Here is a 16,780-nt window from a genome sequence, read left to right as displayed (position 1 = left end):
TTAGGATACACCCACCGCTTCGTTCTTTGCTCCCACTATCTCGGGACGCTCGGCGGAACCGGATTGATAAATACTGCGCACAATCTCATCCGTGTTAATTTCAATAATCTGAATATCAGTAATATCTGCCTGTCCAACAACCCGTCCAAGCACATCCGACACATTGAGCTCAAGTGGAATCCATACCGATGCAGACAGTTCATTTTCCACCGTCCAGCGAACAGGCAGTCCAGCAGTCCAGTCCAGCATTTGATTCATGGAGTGACCCGTGCCAAATTTGAAACGGATTTCCCGTTCCTTGCCCCACTGGGATTTCAGATGATCCAACCCGCCATCATAAATGATATTGCCCGCATCGAGCATAATAACTCTTGAACATAACGCTTCAATGTCCTGCAGATCATGGGTGGTCAGCAAAATGGTTGTTCCGTGTTCCTTGTTCATGTCTTTCAGGAATTCACGGATTTCCGACTTCACGACAATATCCAGACCAATGGTTGGTTCATCCAGAAAAACGATATCTGGATTGTGCAGCAGCGCAGCGACCAGCTCACAGCGCATACGCTGTCCAAGACTAAGCTTACGTACTGGACGGTTCAGCAGATCCTGAAGTTGTAACCGCTCAACCAATTCATCCAGACGTTTGCGGAAATCGACCTCACCTACTCGATACACTTTGCGCAGCAGATGGAAGGACTCAATGACACCAATATCCCACCAGAGTTGGCTGCGTTGACCAAAAACGACACCAATATTCTGTACAAACTTCTCACGTTCCTGATATGGAACATATCCACCAACCGATATTTGCCCTGAAGTAGGCACCAAAATGCCGGTCAACATCTTAATCGTTGTTGATTTACCAGCACCGTTCTCCCCAATATATCCGCATATTTCGCCCTGCGGAATCTGAAATGAAATATCATTTACAGCCAATACCTCCTGGTATTGACGTGCAAACAGGTCCTGGAATGCGCCCTTAAGTCCTCCTCGACTTTTCTGGACGCTAAACGACTTGCGTAAATCTTTGACATCAATCGCCAGCATGATTATACCTCACTTGGATTTTGTTGAAATTGCTTGTAGCCCAAAAAGAAATTATAATAGTATCAGTCAAAATTCAGCAAGCTTTAAAAAAATAGTCTGAGGCCGCGTCCTCTGTTATATCTCACAGTTATGGTCGTGTACGGAAAGCCCGGGCTAGATCACATTGGACTCATCTTCATTTATTTTGAATACAAAGGAGAGCTAGCATGACCAGAAAGACGAAGAGAACCATTTGGATTTCTCTTGCCGCCTTTGTGCTGATTGTTGGAGGCGCTGCGGCATTTTATTTCGGTTCTATTCTCAATCAGTTGAATGGCTTGCAAAAGGAAGGCGACGAATCGCCGTTTGCCGGTATCGAAAATGTTGAAAAAGTAAATACACCGGATCCTCCGAAATGGGAAGGGAGCGAAACGGTCAATATTCTTGTTATGGGTGTTGATGCCCGCGGTCTGGAAAAAGGGGAAATTCCTCGTTCTGACAGCATGATGGTCGTTTCACTTGACCCCCTCACCAAAAAAATTAATTTATTTTCCATTCTGCGCGACACATACGTCAATATTGACGGGTATGGCAAGGAACGAATCAATACGGCCATCACACATGGTCCCAACGTGGCAATGAAAGCTGCGGGAGACCTGCTGGGAATCCCTGTCCAGTATTATGTGTATACCGATTTCCAGGGATTCATCAAATTGGTGGATGCCGTTGGCGGTGTGGATTTTGACGTAGAGAAGGATATGCATTATACAAGTAAAGCGGACAAGAACGAATACGATATTGATCTGAAAAAAGGATACCAACATTTAGATGGAAATACGGCTCTTATGTACGTTCGCTTCCGTCATGATGCCATGTCGGATTATGCCCGCTCCGAGCGGCAGCGTGAATTCCTGAAAGCTGTAGCAGCGAAAATGCAGTCAACGACAACAATTGCCAAACTGCCTTCCATTCTGGAAGAAGTCAATCCTTATATAGATACCAACCTGACCCTCTCTGACATGTGGAAATTGGGCGGACTCGGATATCAGAGCAGCATGAACGGCAGCGAGCAGATCCCGCCAATGAAAATGCTCAAGGAAGAGCGGACACCAGGCGGAGCTGAGGTGCTGACGGTAACCAGTGAAGAAAAACTCAAGCAATACATTCAGGATATCATTCATCCTCCTGTTCAAGAGGAAAGCACGACTACCGGAACCGAAGACAAAACGGCAAGTGGTGACGACCAAGAATCCAAGCAACCCGCACAGTAATGTGCAACGCGAAGAGGGCAGCCCCTATGCTGCCCTCTCGCTGTGTTTTGTTTATCTCATATGAAAGGAAGTTATTTTATGAATCCATCACGTTCCCGTTCCGAGCTGTTATACGAAGAAGCACTTCAACATATTGTAGGAGGTGTGAACAGTCCTTCCCGCTCATTCAAAGCGGTGGGTGGCGGTGCACCTGTATTTATGAAAAAAGCGCAAGGCGCTCACTTCTGGGATGTCGACGACAACCGTTATATCGATTATCTCGCAGCATACGGCCCCATCGTTACAGGACATGCTCATCCTCATATCACCCAGGCGATTACCGAGGCAGCTGCAAACGGCGTGCTGTACGGCACACCTACGGAGCTTGAGATCCAGCTCGCCAAAATGCTGAAGGAAGCCATTCCTTCCATGGACAAGGTACGTTTTGTAAACTCCGGTACAGAAGCAGTCATGACGACCATCCGGGTTGCCCGCGCCTACACCAAACGTAATAAAATCGTGAAATTCGCCGGATGTTACCACGGCCACTCCGACCTGGTCCTTGTGGCAGCAGGCTCAGGGCCTTCCACGCTCGGTATCCCGGATAGTGCAGGCATTCCAACGAGCATTGCGCACGAAGTTATCACAGTACCTTTCAACGATCTGGACAGCCTGAAAGCAGCTCTGGAGCGTTGGGGCGATGATGTCGCAGCAGTCATGGTTGAACCGATTGTTGGCAACTTCGGTATGGTTATGCCGGAACCCGGCTTCCTGGAAGGACTCTGTGCCATGACTCGGGACAACGGCTCGCTCGTCATTTACGACGAGGTCATTACAGCCTTCCGTTTCCACTATGGCTCCACACAGACGTACGACGGACTGGACAATCATGCGGAGATCGAACCGGATTTGACTGCTCTTGGCAAAATTATCGGCGGCGGTCTGCCGATCGGTGCTTACGGCGGCCGTAAACAGGTCATGGAGCAGGTTGCTCCACTCGGCCCGGCTTATCAAGCTGGAACGATGGCTGGTAATCCAGCGTCCATCTCTGCGGGTATTGCATGTCTGGAAGTTCTGCAAGGCCAGGGTGTGTATGAAGAGATGGAACGTCTAGCGATTGACCTGACCAGAGGTTTGCAGGCTTCCGCTGACCGTCATGGCATTGCATTAACCATTAACCGGATTCGTGGAGCCTTCTCCACCCACTTCTGTGACCACCCGGTTACGAACTATGATCAAGCCCAGGATACCGATGGGGAACAGTTTGCCTCCTTCTTCCGTCATATGCTGAATCGTGGCATTAATCTGGCTCCTTCCAAATATGAAGCCTGGTTCCTGACCACTGCACATACGGACAAGGATGTTGAGGAAACACTCGAAGCAGCAGAAGCCTCCTTCAAAGCTATGGCTCAGGCGTAACGGTTATCTAACAATTCACAAATTGCGTCATAGCAGAAATCACTGAAATTTATCACATGAAATAAGGCGTCCCCCAAGCGATTATTCCGCTTGTGTGGACGCCTTTTGCAGTTTCGCTATTTCCTCACGGATAATCCGTAGTCCTCCCTCAATCCGTTGCTTTGGAACATTGGATATGTTTAACCGCAGCATTTTATCCTGTTGTATCTCTTGTGAACCTTCCGGATAATATCGTTCCGTGGTACCGGCAATGACTCCCCTTTTGTCCAAACGGGACAGTAAAACCCTGAGCGGCATATCCTTAGGCAGTGGCAGAACCGTATGCTCTCCTCCTGTACGCGGTGCATTCGCAAATGGACCGAAGTCTGGGAAGGCATTAAGTTGTTGATACAATTTATTCATTCGGGCAGCATAACGGCTGCGGATGACTTTGCCATGGTGGGCAAACATCCCGTTACGAATGTACACCTCAAGTGCTGCCTGAGACAGTACTGCAGTGTCAATGTCGAGCATTTTTTTGTATTTGCTAAACGTTGCAGTAAGACTTGCAGGCAGAATAGCCACGCCAATCCGCAGCCCAGGAAACAGGATTTTGGAGTAACTTTTCAGATAAATGACTCGCCCTTCCGTATCATACGACCATAACGGGTCCTGCTTTGTATTCTCTTCCAGATCAGCCAAGAAATCATCCTCTACTAGATAGACGTCGTAACGCTGCGCCAGCCGGATTAATCTTTTCTTCTCGGCTCCCTTCAGGGAGGTGCCAATCGGGTTGTGAAAACGCGGCATGACATAAAAAAATTTGATATCTCCTTCGCGGAACTGTCGTTCGAGCTCATCCCAATCCAGGCCATCGAGTGAGCGTCTGACACCGGCAATCGGTACATTCAGCCCTTGTAGAAGCGAAGGCATATTATGATAACCTGGCATTTCCAGCATCACCTGCCTTTTCCCATTCGGAAAAGGCATTAACGCCAGCACAGCTAGGGCCTGCTGAACTCCTGACGTAATAAAGAATTGCTCTTTCCGGGCAAACACCTGGTAATCGGCGAATTGCTTCTGCAACAATTCAATCAAGGAAGGCAAGCCTCGCTCGGTTCCATACAAAAACAAATCCGCCTGTCTCTTCTCCATTGCCTGATCCACACAATGGCGAAAATCGGAATAAGGAAATACACGCGGATCAGGAGCTGCGGAGGCAAAATCCAGCGGCCCCTGCCACTCTCCATCCTCCACTTCGGCCCCATTCTGTACCGCATAATACCCGGACTGAGGCACCGCGTAGACCAGGTGTCTCTCTTCCAGCCACTCGTACGCACGTATGGCTGTACTCACACTACATTGATACTGCTCAGCCAGAACACGTACAGCCGGCAGTTTGATGCCTTTATCCTGCCATTGTCCACTGTTCTGCTGGCGCAATTGGTCCTGAATCCATTGCTTAAGTGATTCGGCGATAATTTCGTATTTTCTCATAGGATTCTGCCTCTCTTCCGACCTTAGCATCATCTTTACTGTACCGGTACAGTTAAGGTTTTTGTCTATTGTACCATGATTGGTCTGGCAGTATATTGAATAAGGCCAGACAGCGCACGCAGCAGCATATGCGCCGTTGTAGTTGAAAAGAAAAACCGTATTATTGGAGGAAACCCTGTGAACAATAGCCAAACTAGAGCATACGCATATGTAGCTGCTGTTTTATATGCAGCCATTATTGGTTTATCCTTTTTATTTGTCAAAATGACGGTAAGTGTTGCACATCCAATGGATGTACTGGCACATCGTTTTGCCTTGTCGTTACTTGTAGTCAGCATTCCTGTTATTTTCGGATGGATCAAGATCAAGCTAACCCTTCGAGATCTGTGGCGTATCATTCCGTTAGGACTGCTCTCTCCTGTTTTGTTCTTTGCCTTTCAGGCATTTGGATTAGTTTCGTCCAACTCATCGGAAGCAGGGATCATTCAGGCGATGGCCCCCGTGTTCACACTTTTGTTAGCCTCAACCTTTCTAAAGGAACGTACATCCACTTTGCAAAAACTGTTCCTGCTGTTGTCCGTGGCGGGTGTAATCTTTATTTTCTTCATGAAAGGAAGCGGGATGTCGGCAGGCAATTTTAAAGGTATTGCTTTACTGCTGCTCTCCACAGTATGTTTTGCAGGTTATGGTGTATTGGCAAGACCCTTGGCGCAGAAATATAAACCCATGGAACTGACCTGGGTAACCTTAATGGTTGGATTTGTCGTCTTTAACGCAGCTTCCCTGATTCGTCATGCGTCCAGCGGTACCATGATGGATTTTGTGAAGCCACTGGGAGATGCATCTTACCTGGGAGCACTGGCTTATCTGGCCGTCCTCTCCACCATGATCTCCACGCTGCTGGCGAGTTATGCCCTGACTCATCTGGAAGCTTCCAAAATGAGTGTATTCAGTAATTTGTCCACACTCATTTCGATTGCTGGCGGAGCCTGGATATTGCATGAACCCGTTCATGGATACCACTTTGTTGGAGCCCTGCTGATCATCGCAGGTGTACTTGGCACCAATATGAGCGGAAGAAAACGTGGGCTGGTCAAACCAGATCAAGCGTGATACAATGTGAAAAATTGTAAACGGACGTTATCAACAATGATGAAGAGAAGTACACAGGACAGGATACCTCAGAGAGCCGGCGGATGGTGTGAGCCGGTGTATCGGTCATGTGGAAATGGGCTTCGGAGTTCCGAGTTGAACTCGTTCTGCTACCTGTACTCAGGAGCGCAGATCGTTAGTAGGCAAGGCGGCATGTTCAGCCGTTATCCATGGACAGGATATCGATAAGGCATATGTGGGCTTCCTGCATATCATTATCCGTATCCCTCAAGTGGGCCGCAACCAGCGGCCAATTAAGGTGGCACCGCGAAGCATAAGCTTCGTCCTTCTGTTCTGTTCCCGTCTGGGAAACAGGATGAAGGACGAGGCTTTTTTTTGATTTAATTTCTTTATAAGTACAACTCAACATTTACACGGCAGGCTGAAAGGAGGTGATGGTCGTGGAAGACGGCTGGTGGCGTCAGCAAGTAAGGATCGACAAATCACAACATCAAAGGAGAATGAACCTTGAACAAGAACAAAGAAATTATTTTAACCGGAGACCGGACAACCGGACAGCTTCATCTCGGCCATTACGTGGGCAGCCTGCGCAGTCGGGTGCAATTGCAGGATGAGTACAAAACGTATATTTTACTGGCTGATGTACAGGCGCTCACGACCCACTATGATCAACCAGGGCTGATTGCAGACAGCGTGCATCAAGTGACACTTGATTATCTTGCCGTAGGTATCGATCCCAATAAAGCCACGCTATTCATCCAGTCGATGATTCCGGAAATTGCCGAGCTGACTGTGATTTTCTCCATGTTTATCACGGTGAACACTCTTCGGCATAATCCCACAATTAAAAACGAAGCGCGTGACCGAGGCTATAACGATCTCTATTACGGGTTTCTCGGTTATCCAGTCAGCCAAGCTGCGGATATTGCGTTCTGCAAAGCAACCCTTGTTCCGGCAGGCGAAGACCAGATCCCACATATCGAAACAGCACGGAAACTGGTACGGAGGTTCAATGAATTATATGCGCCCGTTCTGCCTGAACCACGCATCCTGACCGGAGAACGGCTGGGCGGACTGGATGGCGTGGGCAAAATGAGCAAAAGCATGGGCAACGCCATTTCGTTGAATGCCCATCCTGATGATGTGTATGCCAAGCTGTCCAAGGCGAAAACCGACCCTGCACGCATTCATCGTTCTGACCCGGGACATCCGGATATTTGTCCGGTGTTTGCCTATCACCAGCTGTTTCGAAAGGATGAGGCTGCTGAGATTCATGCGAACTGTAGTAATGGCACCATTGGTTGCAAGGATTGCAAAAAGATTGCAGGTACTGCAATTAACGAACTGCTCTCCCCTTTCCGTGAACGGCGAAATTACTATGAACACCGTGGGCATGAAGTGAAAGAAATCCTCGTGGAAGGCACACGTCAGGCCCGGCAGGCTGCCCGTGAGACGATGCTTGAGGTTCGTGAAGCGATGGGGATACGTTATTTCGACTGACGGTATGAGAAGGCCTGATCTCGTTAACACTGCTGAGAACAGTCTATTGGGAAATGAGGTCCCCTCAGCATGAAATCAACACAGCCTTCTTTTCTGCAAGCCATGATGTTAATCATGTTATCTGTCGGCCTGATCAGCCACGTCCTGATCATCCCTGCCCTTTTGTCTTCTGCCAAAAGAGATGCATGGATATCCGTTCTGCTGTCTGCCGGGCCTTATCTTATATTCACTCTAATGCTTGCCTATGTCTCCCGTTTTCTCCAGCATCAAACCCTGCATGAATGGCTGACTTCCCATCTTGGCAAGCCTATTGGCTTGCTGTTTCGGATAGGAAACAGCCTCTTTTTTCTGTCCGTAATCTACTTTACTCTGCATGATACCACCACTTGGGCCAAAACCAATTACCTGACGGAGACGCCGGTATTGGTTACCAGTATTGCCCTTATGTCCCTCTGTGTCTATGCAGCCTATAAAGGAATGCGCTCTCTGGCATTTACAGCAGGATTGGTCCTTCCCCTGGTTGTGCTGCTTGGCTTCTATGTTGCTATCGTTAATACACAATACAAGGATTACAGTCGTCTGCTGCCTGTGCTTGAACATGGCTGGCATCCCGTGCTTCATGGCATGGTTTACAGCCTTGCAGGCATGTTTGAGCTGCTATTCATCTTGTACATACAGCCCCATCTCTCCAAGCGCATTCGTGTATGGCAGTACCTGATGCTCGCTTCAATTATTCTTGTGCTCACACTTGGCCCACTCATTGGGGCGATCGTGGAATTCAACCCTTTTGAAGCTGCCAAAATGCGATATCCCGCCTTTGAAGAATGGCGAATTGCCTCCTTGGGCAAATATATTGCCCAGACTGATTTCTTTTCCATCTACCAATGGCTCGCCGGTTCGTTTACTCGAATTAGTCTGGCTCTGTATATTGTGATAGAAATTTGGAATATTAAGAGCGCCTCCAGAAGGATCATCTGCTGTGTCACTCTTGGCGTCTTATTTATTCTTTCCATGCTGTATCCTCTGGATGATATGACATTTGAAAAGCTGCTTGTGCAATACATTTTTCCGTTCAATCTCGTGTATCTGAGCGGACTAGCGGTGATTGCAGCAGCCGTTGCATACATCAGTTCACACCATCAGAGGAGGAAACATCATGGAGCACCAAACGATTGACACCACTTCCCATGAAACACTACTTGCCTCTTTCGAAGAGCAGTTCAGTCCCTGCGCAGATGTTGTTATTCAGACCTTTCCAGCCAAAGATGAAACCGATATGTCGGTGATTATGCTCTATTGCGAAAGTTTGGTCGATGGTAAACAAATCAACCAGTTTATTATTCCACGGCTGGAAAGCCATTCTCTATTCATAGAAGAAGCACATCCCAAAGAATTGGGATTAACGTTGAATCCAGTGGAAGATCTCACAGACATAGCGAATCTAAATTTGTTGATTTTTAGCGGACAACTACTGCTTATTTTCGGAAATAATGATCAGTCTTGCAGTCTGGATATCGCGAGTATACCAGGAAGAAACCCTGAGGAGTCGGCGATCGAGTCATCGATTAAAGGGCCTCGGGATGGGTTCACTGAAGAGCTGTCCGTGAATATCGGCCTCATTCGCAAACGAATGAAAACCTCTTCCATGTGTTATGAAAAATATGTTAAAGGCGGTCGTACCCAGACCTCTATTGGTCTGTTGTATGTCAAAGACATCATTAACCCGGATATTCTGAAAGAAGCACGCAAGAATCTCGACCAAATTGAAATCGATGGCCTTCTCGGTACCTCGATTATGGAACGTGCAATTATGGGGGGAATTCGCAGCATCTTCCCACTCACGGATAATACGGAGCGACCCGATTATGTCGTGGACTCCCTTTTAAATGGGCGATTTGCGGTTCTCATTGAAGGTTCACCCGTAGCCATTATCGCTCCAACCACTCTGTTTAATCAGCTAAAGTCGCCGGAAGACGAGAGTACCCCTTTTTTCATCGTTACTTTTGAGCGAATTTTGCGCATTTCCGGATTACTGATTGCCTGCTTCTTTCCTGGATTCTACATTGGTCTGACCAGTTTCAATGTGGAACAGATCCCCCTGCCTCTGCTCGCAACCATTTCAGGTACCCGGATGGGTCTACCTATGCCAGTAACGCTGGAAGCATTTCTAATGATATTTATGTTCGAGCTATTTAATGAAGCAGGCCGAAGGCTCCCACGAGCCTTGGGACAAACCGTCAGCGTGGTCGGTGGGCTTATTATCGGAGATGCAGCTATTCGAGCAGGAATTACTTCCCCCACGATCATTGTCACGGTGGCGATCTCGGTGATCTCCAGCTATATTTTGGTGAATACCGTGATTAGTGGGGCTACGGCTCAAGTCCGGATAGGGATGCTAGTCATTTCTTCCATTCTTGGGTTATTCGGCTTCATCATTGGACTGCTTGGTCTGCTGGTGCACCTCGTATCGTTGGAGTGTTATGGGGTCTCATACCTGTCACCCGTCTCTCCTTATATACCCGGCGACTTCACCCAAGCCGTATCCATGCCCCCTTCCATGAAACGGACCAAGCGCCCAGCTGTACTCCATACCCAGGATTCCACTCGCCGGAGGAAACGCTCGTGACAAGATGGACGGCTAAGGTTAGCTTGTTAATAAGCTGCTTTATCCTGTTGACCGGGTGCTGGGATTCCAAAGAGGTTCAGAGCATTAACTTTATCACGGCTGTAGGGATAGATTATGTAGACAACCAATACGTTGCTTACGCTCAACTCATTGATTTCTCCAATATTGCCAAGCAGGAAGGACCCACTTCAAGGCAAGCAAGTGATATCTGGATTGGGCGGGGTAAGGGTTCTACGCTGAGTATGGCTATTGATGACCTGTATCAAACGTCTCAGCAACAAACGCTGTGGACCCATGTAAAAGCAATTGTTTTATCCAAAAATGTGTTGAATGGACGGCTGGAGGATGTCTTTAATACACTGTTGCATTCAGGCCAACTGAGATATACTCCATGGCTCTACGGTACAGAGCGTAACATTACAGATGTACTCGCTCCCTCTGCCCTGCTGAACCAATCCGCCCAGACCATCGAGCTGTTTGAACCGATGAAGCTGTATAAGCAACATTCCGGATATGAACCCATCCGGCTTCATCAGCTCCTTGACGGATTCCGGGAGCCTGCTTCTGTTATTCTTTTACCGTCCGTTACCAACCAAAACGAGACCTGGTATAACGGGGATAAAGCACCTCCGCTGATTAAAATGGATGGTTTTTACGTCATTACAAACGGTAAAAATCAAGGCAGGGTAACGGGCAAAGACGCTAATGGCACACGCTTCGTGAATTATGAACACGTCTTTCAATATCCGTTGTACGTGTACAGCAGCGGGAGCAAAACGCCGGAACTGACACTTAGGCTTAATAACCCAAAGACCAAGATTAAGGCGAGGAAAGAAGGAAACGGTGTAACATTCGACCTGGTTACGTCGGTTAAAAGCGCCATCATCGAGGATCATAACTCTCACCTTTCTCCTCAAGTTATGGAAAAAGAGGCGGAGAAACAGATTGAGTCCGAAATTCGCAATACGTTTGAGAAAACCAAATCACGCAAGGTTGATTCCTACGGTTTTGTGGAACATCTCTATCGCCATGACCTACCACTATGGAGACAGGCGGTAAATAAACGGGCTAATCCACTTGAGCAATTTAAACTCGGTAAGGTGGAGGTTCATGTGAAAATCCTCAATGCCAGTACGTATAAATACGATGAGTAACGCAAAAAGACGATCAGCAGCCTGCAGTCATGCAAGGTTACTGGTCGTCTTTGCATTATATGCTTCACATGTTATCCCAATGGAAACGCCATAACACTCATGAGTGCCAGTTCAGGCTGAGTTGTATCCAGACGACTGTACTGGATGATCACAGGAACGTTGCTGGAGACAGTAATGGCATAGGGTACTCCCGGGGGAATCAGTTGTTCACCCGCACTCAGCGAAGCTGTCCGGATATGCTTTGTTCTCCGCGCGGGAACCTCAGCTACAATATCTTCAAGCGGTTCCCTGTCTTCAAAGTAGATCGTTATTTGCAGTTGAGCATCCACTGTACCCGTATTTAATACACAGATGCTCTCATGGCTCTCCAGTGAGCCCGAGCTGTCCGGTGGAATGTAGCCATCGGGGATCACCCAGTAGGTGTGACCTGTCGCTGTGGAAGATGTTTTATGTGCTGAAGTGTTCGTCTGATCCTGAGCCATAAAATAATTCCTCCTTTGCTAATGCAATAATTAGTTAAACGCGCGGGTGGCTCGCGGGGCAGGCGCTTCGGTGGGCGGATCGGGCTGTGGGCCGCTGTTGGCTCGGGATTTCTTTTCATTTCCCCTCAGCAGGGGAAATCCCGCTTCAAAGGCGGACGCTTCGCTCCCTCTGCTCCGATTCCGCCCTCCTTCGCTGCAACGCTCACCTTGGCTTTTTAAAGGCTCACCTTAAATACATTTGCAGCGGCTGCAGTCGCAGCTCGCGGATGGCTTCCGCCACCTGCATGGCGAGGCGACGGGCACCGCGCTCCTGAAAATGCGTGTTATCCTCCACGCCTGCTGGGAAGTTCACGTACTCACCCGGCAGCACCCACATGAAATCCTCCTTGCTGCCTTCGACTCCTGCCTGCTCGAATAGAAGACGGCTGCGCTCAGCCAGATCGATCAGCGGCACCCCTTCCTCCTCGGCCAGCTCACGCACAGCGATGATATAATCGCCATGGGTGTCGGTCAATGTGCCGTCATCAGCGAAGTAGCGCCGATGCACCGGTGTAACCAGTACCGGACGAGCCTTGGCTTCGCGGGCGGCATCGATATACTTTTTCAGATATTCCTTATATGTTGTGAAAGGCTCCGTTCCCCGGTCAGGGCCCGGCTTCTCATCGTTATGTCCAAATTGAATAAACAAAAAATCTTCCGGCTTAATCTTCTCCAGAATGGCATCCAATCTGCCTTCATTGATAAAGCTTCGGGAACTGCGTCCAGATTGGGCATGATTATCTACAGCAACATCATGTTTGAACTGAGCAGGTAACAGCTGGCCCCAGCCACAGTATGGATATCCGCTCTCCGGCTGATCCGTCACGGTAGAATCACCAGCGAGAAATACAGTCATCGTCTGATTGGCAAGCATGATCTCCAAAGCATTAATCCGCGGCGCAGGACCAGAGAAGGATAGTCGGAGATTTCCCCCACGTACCACAACGGAGAACCGTACTTCTGCGCATTGCCCCGGAAGTGTATGGATGATGGGCAGCATCAGCCTGCCCTCTCCGGCTTTGACTCTGGTTATCGTCTCCGCGCATTCGTCCCCTGTAATTAACAAGACCTGATAGGTTCCATCGGGTACATCTACAATGAAAGATGCCTTGAGCGGAATGCAAAAGCTTGAACGCAATCGGGCAGACACATTGGACTGTCCTTGTTTGCCATCGTTTGCTCTACTGGTATACGATATATCTTCATCACTTAGCCGTTGCTTCTCATATACAAGGGAGCCGGATTCAAAACCGTATCCTCCCTGTTCTTCATATGCGGTGCTGGAAGACACTTGCAAATAACCCTCGATCTCACCTGCACTGCCAGAGTCCGGTCCAAAATTGAACTTCCAGTGGGTAACGGCTTCTTTACCGCTCTCTGCCTCTGCCGCTGCCTCCACGGCAACAGCCTGATTACTCTGGGCCTTATTCAATAGGAACAACCTCCTTGTTCAACATGCTAACCCAGGTCCGGGTTGAGTGAACATCCTATCCTTTCAATCCGCTGGTGCTCATGCCCTGTACAATTTGTTTCTGGAAAATAAAGAACACAGCTACAACCGGAACCAGACTGACGATGGACATGGCGAACATGGCTCCCCAGTTGGAGGCAGACTCACTGTCCAGGAACATTTTCAGTGCCATCGAAACGGTATATTTATCCGGCGAGTTCAGATAAAGCACTGGACCGAGCAGATCCTCCCATCTCCAGTAGAAGGAGAAGATGGCTGCCGTTGCGAGTGATGACTTGATGAGCGGCATTATAATCTGTACATACAACCTGAATTTGTTACATCCATCAATAGTAGCGGCCTCATCCAGCTCTTTCGGAATCGTACGAATGAATTGAACCATCAGGAAGATGAAGAACGGCATCCCGAAGAACGTAGGTACAACAATTGGCAGAATGGTATTCAGCCAGCCAAGCTTTGTGAAGATAATATATTGGGGTACGAGCACAACGTCATGCGGCAGCATCAGGGTCAACATCATCAGGGAGAACCAAAAGTTACGACCCTTGAAATTGAGTCTCGCAAAACCAAAGGCAATCAGTGATGAAGATAATACTGCACCAATCGTTGAGATAATTACTATAACGAGCGAGTTGGTGATGTAATCCATAAACGGTCTTCCGCCTGCACCTTTCCAGCCATCCGCATAGTTACTCCAGATCCATTCCGTAGGGAACAAGGACTCGGCAGTTACGAAAATGGTACGACTTTCTTTGAATGAGCTGAAAAGCATCCATAAAACGGGGTAAAGCATCAGGAGGGCCAAAGCTGCAACGAACAGGTGATAGATGGGCCATTTCACATTTCTCCAAACCATCGTTACTTCCCTCCTTCAGATTCATAAAACACCCAGAACTTGGATGTCAGGAACACCGCGACTGTGAGTATACCGATCATAATAAGCATAATCCAAGCCATGGCCGAAGCATAACCCATGTTGTTAAACATAAATGCCTGACGGAACAGATAAAGCGAGTAAAGCATCGTACCGTCCATTGGACCGCCCTCGCCTTTAGAGATGATATATGCAGGTACAAAGGTCATAAATGCACCGATCGTTTGCATAATCAGGTTGAACAGAATAATTGGACTGAGTAGCGGTAAGGTAATACCAAAAAATTTACGTACCGGGTTGGCACCATCCACACCTGCTGCTTCATACATCTCCGGAGAGATATTTTTCAGACCGGCGAGGAAAATAAGCATGGAAGATCCAAACTGCCAAACAGATAACGAGATCAGCATAACCAGAGACGCATTCGGATCACCAAACCAGCTGATAGGCCCGATTCCGATTGCCGTTAATGCGCTGTTGATGACACCCTCATTACTGAAAAGGTTACGCCACATAATTGACACGGCCACACTACCACCAATAATGGACGGCAGGTAGTACAAGGTACGATACGTTCCGACCATACGAGATCCCGTATTCAGAATCATGGCTACGAAAAGCGCGAAGACCAATCTTAGAGGAACACCAATGAACACGTACAGGAACGTTACTTTAACCGAATTCCAGTACTTCGGATCATCAAAGAACATTTTGGTGTAGTTGTCCAGCCCTATCCACCGTGGAGAGGTGAACAGGTTATAACTCGTAAACGACATGTATAAGGATACAAACATCGGAATCAGCGTAAAGCCCAGAAAACCGATGATAAAAGGACTAATAAAAGCATACCCGGTCAGGTTTCTGCGCAACGACGAATATTGCCTCAACGGAACGAACCTCCTTTATTGATCTGCTTGCCCCAACCTTGCTTCGAGCTACTGGACGGGGAAAGGCCCTCGCGTTATGCGAGTAGCCCTGTTTCCGTCCATCCCGGTCACGGGATGAGCAAGCGATCATTCAACTGTTATTTATTGTTGGCAAGAACCGCTTCGGCATTTTTGCGGAATGTCGCTGCTGCTTGTTCCGGAGTAACCTTACCAAAGTTCAGTTCCTCCACAACATCCGCCAGAGAAGCAATGACTTCCGGCGAACCTACCGGCGGCGGCGGACTCATTGGTGAAGCCTTAGGCTCCATGGAAGCTACGAAATCAAATACCTGTTTCGTTGCATCGCTCAGCTCAGGAGCAATAGCTTCCTTGATCTTGCCTGAGATCGGCACACCGCGTTCACCTTTGATCAGCTTGTTAGCTTCTACATCGTTCACCCAGAAATCGATGAATTTGGCCGCTTCTTCCTTCACTTTTGAGTTCGATGTTACAGCCCAGTACATACTTGGCTGCATATAGAGTCCTTTTTCCATATCCGGTCCAGGCATTGGTGCAATCTCCAATGGACGGTTGGCTACCTGCTGCAAGGCTACAAATTGGTTAGACCATTGCCATACGCCAATTCCTTTTTCCTTGACCAGATCGGATTCCTCGATAATACCTTTTGTCTGGTTCGCCACATCCGGTGAAGGCGCTGCGCCCTGCTCGATCATCCGGCGCATGAGTCCGAAGAACTCAACGAATAGTTTGTCGTCATCATATCCAAGACCCGTTCCTTCAGCATTGTAGAGAGACAATCCTTTGGTACGCAGGAAATAGTGGAAGAAGATATCCGGTGCTACGCCCCCATCCAAAAAGAGCCCTTTGGCAGCCGTTTGTTTACCAAGCTCTTCATAAGATTCCCAAGTCATATTTTCGGGAATGGCATCCACACCCGCTTTTTTGAGCAGAGCCGGATCATACTGAAAACCCAGTACGTTAACACCAGCAGGTACTCCATATTGTTTGCTGTTGATAATACCTGTGCTGATTACGTTCTCGGAAACATCGTCCACTTTGATCTGGTTTCCGAGATATGGGGACAGATCTTCGAGCTGTCCGTTCTGTGCATATTGGCTGATGTAGGAAATATCCATTTGAACAATGTCTGGCAGCTGATTTGCTGCAGCTTGTGGAGCGAGCTTTTTCCAGTAGTCATCGAACGAAGCATATTCCACGTCAATTTTGACGTTCGGGTTTTTCTCTTTGTACAAATCAATGACCTTCTGTGTATATTCGTGACGTGCATCCGATCCCCACCATGCGATACGAAGTGTTACCGAACCATCCCCAGATGATTCGCCCGATCCTCCGCTGCTGCTGCATGCCGTTGTTAATACCAGCAATGCCGCCATCACCAGGAATATCGCCTTTTTCACCATGCCAATCTCCCCTTTTATGTTGAAATGGTTGTGTGAACGCGT

The 16,780-nt window shown here is 48.2% G+C and carries 14 protein-coding genes and 1 other annotated feature; of the genes, 7 read left to right on the top strand and 7 right to left on the bottom strand.

The features are described 5' to 3' along the window. Positions 1-1,047, bottom strand: coding sequence for an ATP-binding cassette domain-containing protein (locus tag MHB49_RS04205; protein WP_405155148.1), 1,047 nt, complete (start codon positions 1,045-1,047; stop codon positions 1-3). A gap of 206 nt (positions 1,048-1,253) precedes the next feature. Here MHB49_RS04205 and MHB49_RS04200 point away from each other — a divergent pair, with 206 nt between their 5' ends. Together MHB49_RS04200 and MHB49_RS04195 are read left to right on the top strand one after the other, a co-directional pair. Further along, positions 1,254-2,297 carry an LCP family protein gene (locus tag MHB49_RS04200; protein WP_405155147.1) on the top strand — a complete coding sequence of 348 codons (1,044 nt, stop codon included), beginning with the start codon at positions 1,254-1,256 and terminating at the stop codon, positions 2,295-2,297. A gap of 78 nt (positions 2,298-2,375) precedes the next feature. Further along, positions 2,376-3,695: a glutamate-1-semialdehyde 2,1-aminomutase gene (locus tag MHB49_RS04195; RefSeq protein WP_405155146.1), complete on the top strand. Its 1,320-nt coding sequence runs from the start codon at positions 2,376-2,378 to the stop codon at positions 3,693-3,695. A gap of 81 nt (positions 3,696-3,776) precedes the next feature. Here the strand turns inward: MHB49_RS04195 and MHB49_RS04190 are convergent, their stop codons facing one another. Further along, positions 3,777-5,171 (bottom strand): PLP-dependent aminotransferase family protein, encoded by a 1,395-nt coding sequence (locus MHB49_RS04190; protein WP_405155145.1) that lies wholly within the window; start codon positions 5,169-5,171, stop codon positions 3,777-3,779. Positions 5,172-5,348: 177 nt separating this feature from the next. Between MHB49_RS04190 and MHB49_RS04185 the strand changes: the two genes are divergently transcribed. From MHB49_RS04185 to MHB49_RS04165, 5 genes are all read left to right on the top strand, one after another. Further along, positions 5,349-6,284 (top strand): DMT family transporter, encoded by a 936-nt coding sequence (locus MHB49_RS04185; RefSeq protein WP_405155144.1) that lies wholly within the window; start codon positions 5,349-5,351, stop codon positions 6,282-6,284. Between the two features lie 27 nt (positions 6,285-6,311). Continuing rightward, positions 6,312-6,615 (top strand) — a binding site (T-box leader). 176 nt (positions 6,616-6,791) lie between these two features. Beyond that, a complete protein-coding gene (gene trpS, locus MHB49_RS04180) occupies positions 6,792-7,784 on the top strand; it encodes a tryptophan--tRNA ligase (RefSeq protein WP_405155143.1) in 993 nt (330 codons plus the stop codon). A 69-nt stretch (positions 7,785-7,853) separates the two neighbouring features. Beyond that, entirely contained in the window at positions 7,854-8,960 is a 1,107-nt protein-coding gene (locus MHB49_RS04175; protein ID WP_405155142.1) for an endospore germination permease, read from the top strand. After that, positions 8,941-10,410, top strand: coding sequence for a spore germination protein (locus MHB49_RS04170; protein ID WP_405155141.1), 1,470 nt, complete (start codon positions 8,941-8,943; stop codon positions 10,408-10,410). The genes MHB49_RS04175 and MHB49_RS04170 overlap by 20 nt, the downstream gene beginning before the upstream one ends. Beyond that, entirely contained in the window at positions 10,407-11,564 is a 1,158-nt protein-coding gene (locus MHB49_RS04165) for a Ger(x)C family spore germination protein (RefSeq protein WP_405155140.1), read from the top strand. The genes MHB49_RS04170 and MHB49_RS04165 overlap by 4 nt, the downstream gene beginning before the upstream one ends. A 71-nt stretch (positions 11,565-11,635) precedes the next feature. On the opposite strand, the gene MHB49_RS04160 is transcribed toward MHB49_RS04165, so the two are convergent. The 5 genes from MHB49_RS04160 to MHB49_RS04140 form a co-directional block, all read right to left on the bottom strand. Beyond that, a complete protein-coding gene (locus tag MHB49_RS04160) occupies positions 11,636-12,046 on the bottom strand; it encodes a sensory rhodopsin transducer (protein WP_405155139.1) in 411 nt (136 codons plus the stop codon). Between the two features lie 223 nt (positions 12,047-12,269). Further along, positions 12,270-13,484 carry a rhamnogalacturonan acetylesterase gene (locus MHB49_RS04155; RefSeq protein WP_405157037.1) on the bottom strand — a complete coding sequence of 405 codons (1,215 nt, stop codon included), beginning with the start codon at positions 13,482-13,484 and terminating at the stop codon, positions 12,270-12,272. 88 nt (positions 13,485-13,572) lie between these two features. Continuing rightward, on the bottom strand, positions 13,573-14,412 hold the full coding sequence (locus MHB49_RS04150) for a carbohydrate ABC transporter permease (protein ID WP_247900676.1): 840 nt from the start codon (positions 14,410-14,412) through the stop codon (positions 13,573-13,575). Positions 14,413-14,414: 2 nt separating this feature from the next. After that, positions 14,415-15,317 (bottom strand): carbohydrate ABC transporter permease, encoded by a 903-nt coding sequence (locus MHB49_RS04145; RefSeq protein ID WP_076292266.1) that lies wholly within the window; start codon positions 15,315-15,317, stop codon positions 14,415-14,417. Between the two features lie 137 nt (positions 15,318-15,454). After that, positions 15,455-16,738 carry an ABC transporter substrate-binding protein gene (locus MHB49_RS04140; RefSeq protein ID WP_405155138.1) on the bottom strand — a complete coding sequence of 428 codons (1,284 nt, stop codon included), beginning with the start codon at positions 16,736-16,738 and terminating at the stop codon, positions 15,455-15,457. Positions 16,739-16,780 lie beyond the last annotated feature (42 nt).

The organism is Paenibacillus sp. FSL K6-0108, from assembly GCF_045040695.1.
Lineage (GTDB): Bacteria > Bacillota > Bacilli > Paenibacillales > Paenibacillaceae > Paenibacillus > Paenibacillus pabuli_B.
This window is presented reverse-complemented; position numbering and strand designations above follow the sequence as displayed.

What these genes read in the sequence shown, in the direction of transcription:
- MHB49_RS04205 (WP_405155148.1), bottom strand. Translation starts at nt 1,047, where the DNA reads ATGCTGGCGATTGATGTCAAAGATTTACGCAAGTCGTTTAGCGTCCAG.
- MHB49_RS04200 (WP_405155147.1), top strand. Translation starts at nt 1,254, where the DNA reads ATGACCAGAAAGACGAAGAGAACCATTTGGATTTCTCTTGCCGCCTTT.
- MHB49_RS04195 (WP_405155146.1), top strand. Translation starts at nt 2,376, where the DNA reads ATGAATCCATCACGTTCCCGTTCCGAGCTGTTATACGAAGAAGCACTT.
- MHB49_RS04190 (WP_405155145.1), bottom strand. Translation starts at nt 5,171, where the DNA reads ATGAGAAAATACGAAATTATCGCCGAATCACTTAAGCAATGGATTCAG.
- MHB49_RS04175 (WP_405155142.1), top strand. Translation starts at nt 7,854, where the DNA reads ATGAAATCAACACAGCCTTCTTTTCTGCAAGCCATGATGTTAATCATG.
- MHB49_RS04170 (WP_405155141.1), top strand. Translation starts at nt 8,941, where the DNA reads ATGGAGCACCAAACGATTGACACCACTTCCCATGAAACACTACTTGCC.
- MHB49_RS04160 (WP_405155139.1), bottom strand. Translation starts at nt 12,046, where the DNA reads ATGGCTCAGGATCAGACGAACACTTCAGCACATAAAACATCTTCCACA.
- MHB49_RS04150 (WP_247900676.1), bottom strand. Translation starts at nt 14,412, where the DNA reads ATGGTTTGGAGAAATGTGAAATGGCCCATCTATCACCTGTTCGTTGCA.
- MHB49_RS04140 (WP_405155138.1), bottom strand. Translation starts at nt 16,738, where the DNA reads ATGGTGAAAAAGGCGATATTCCTGGTGATGGCGGCATTGCTGGTATTA.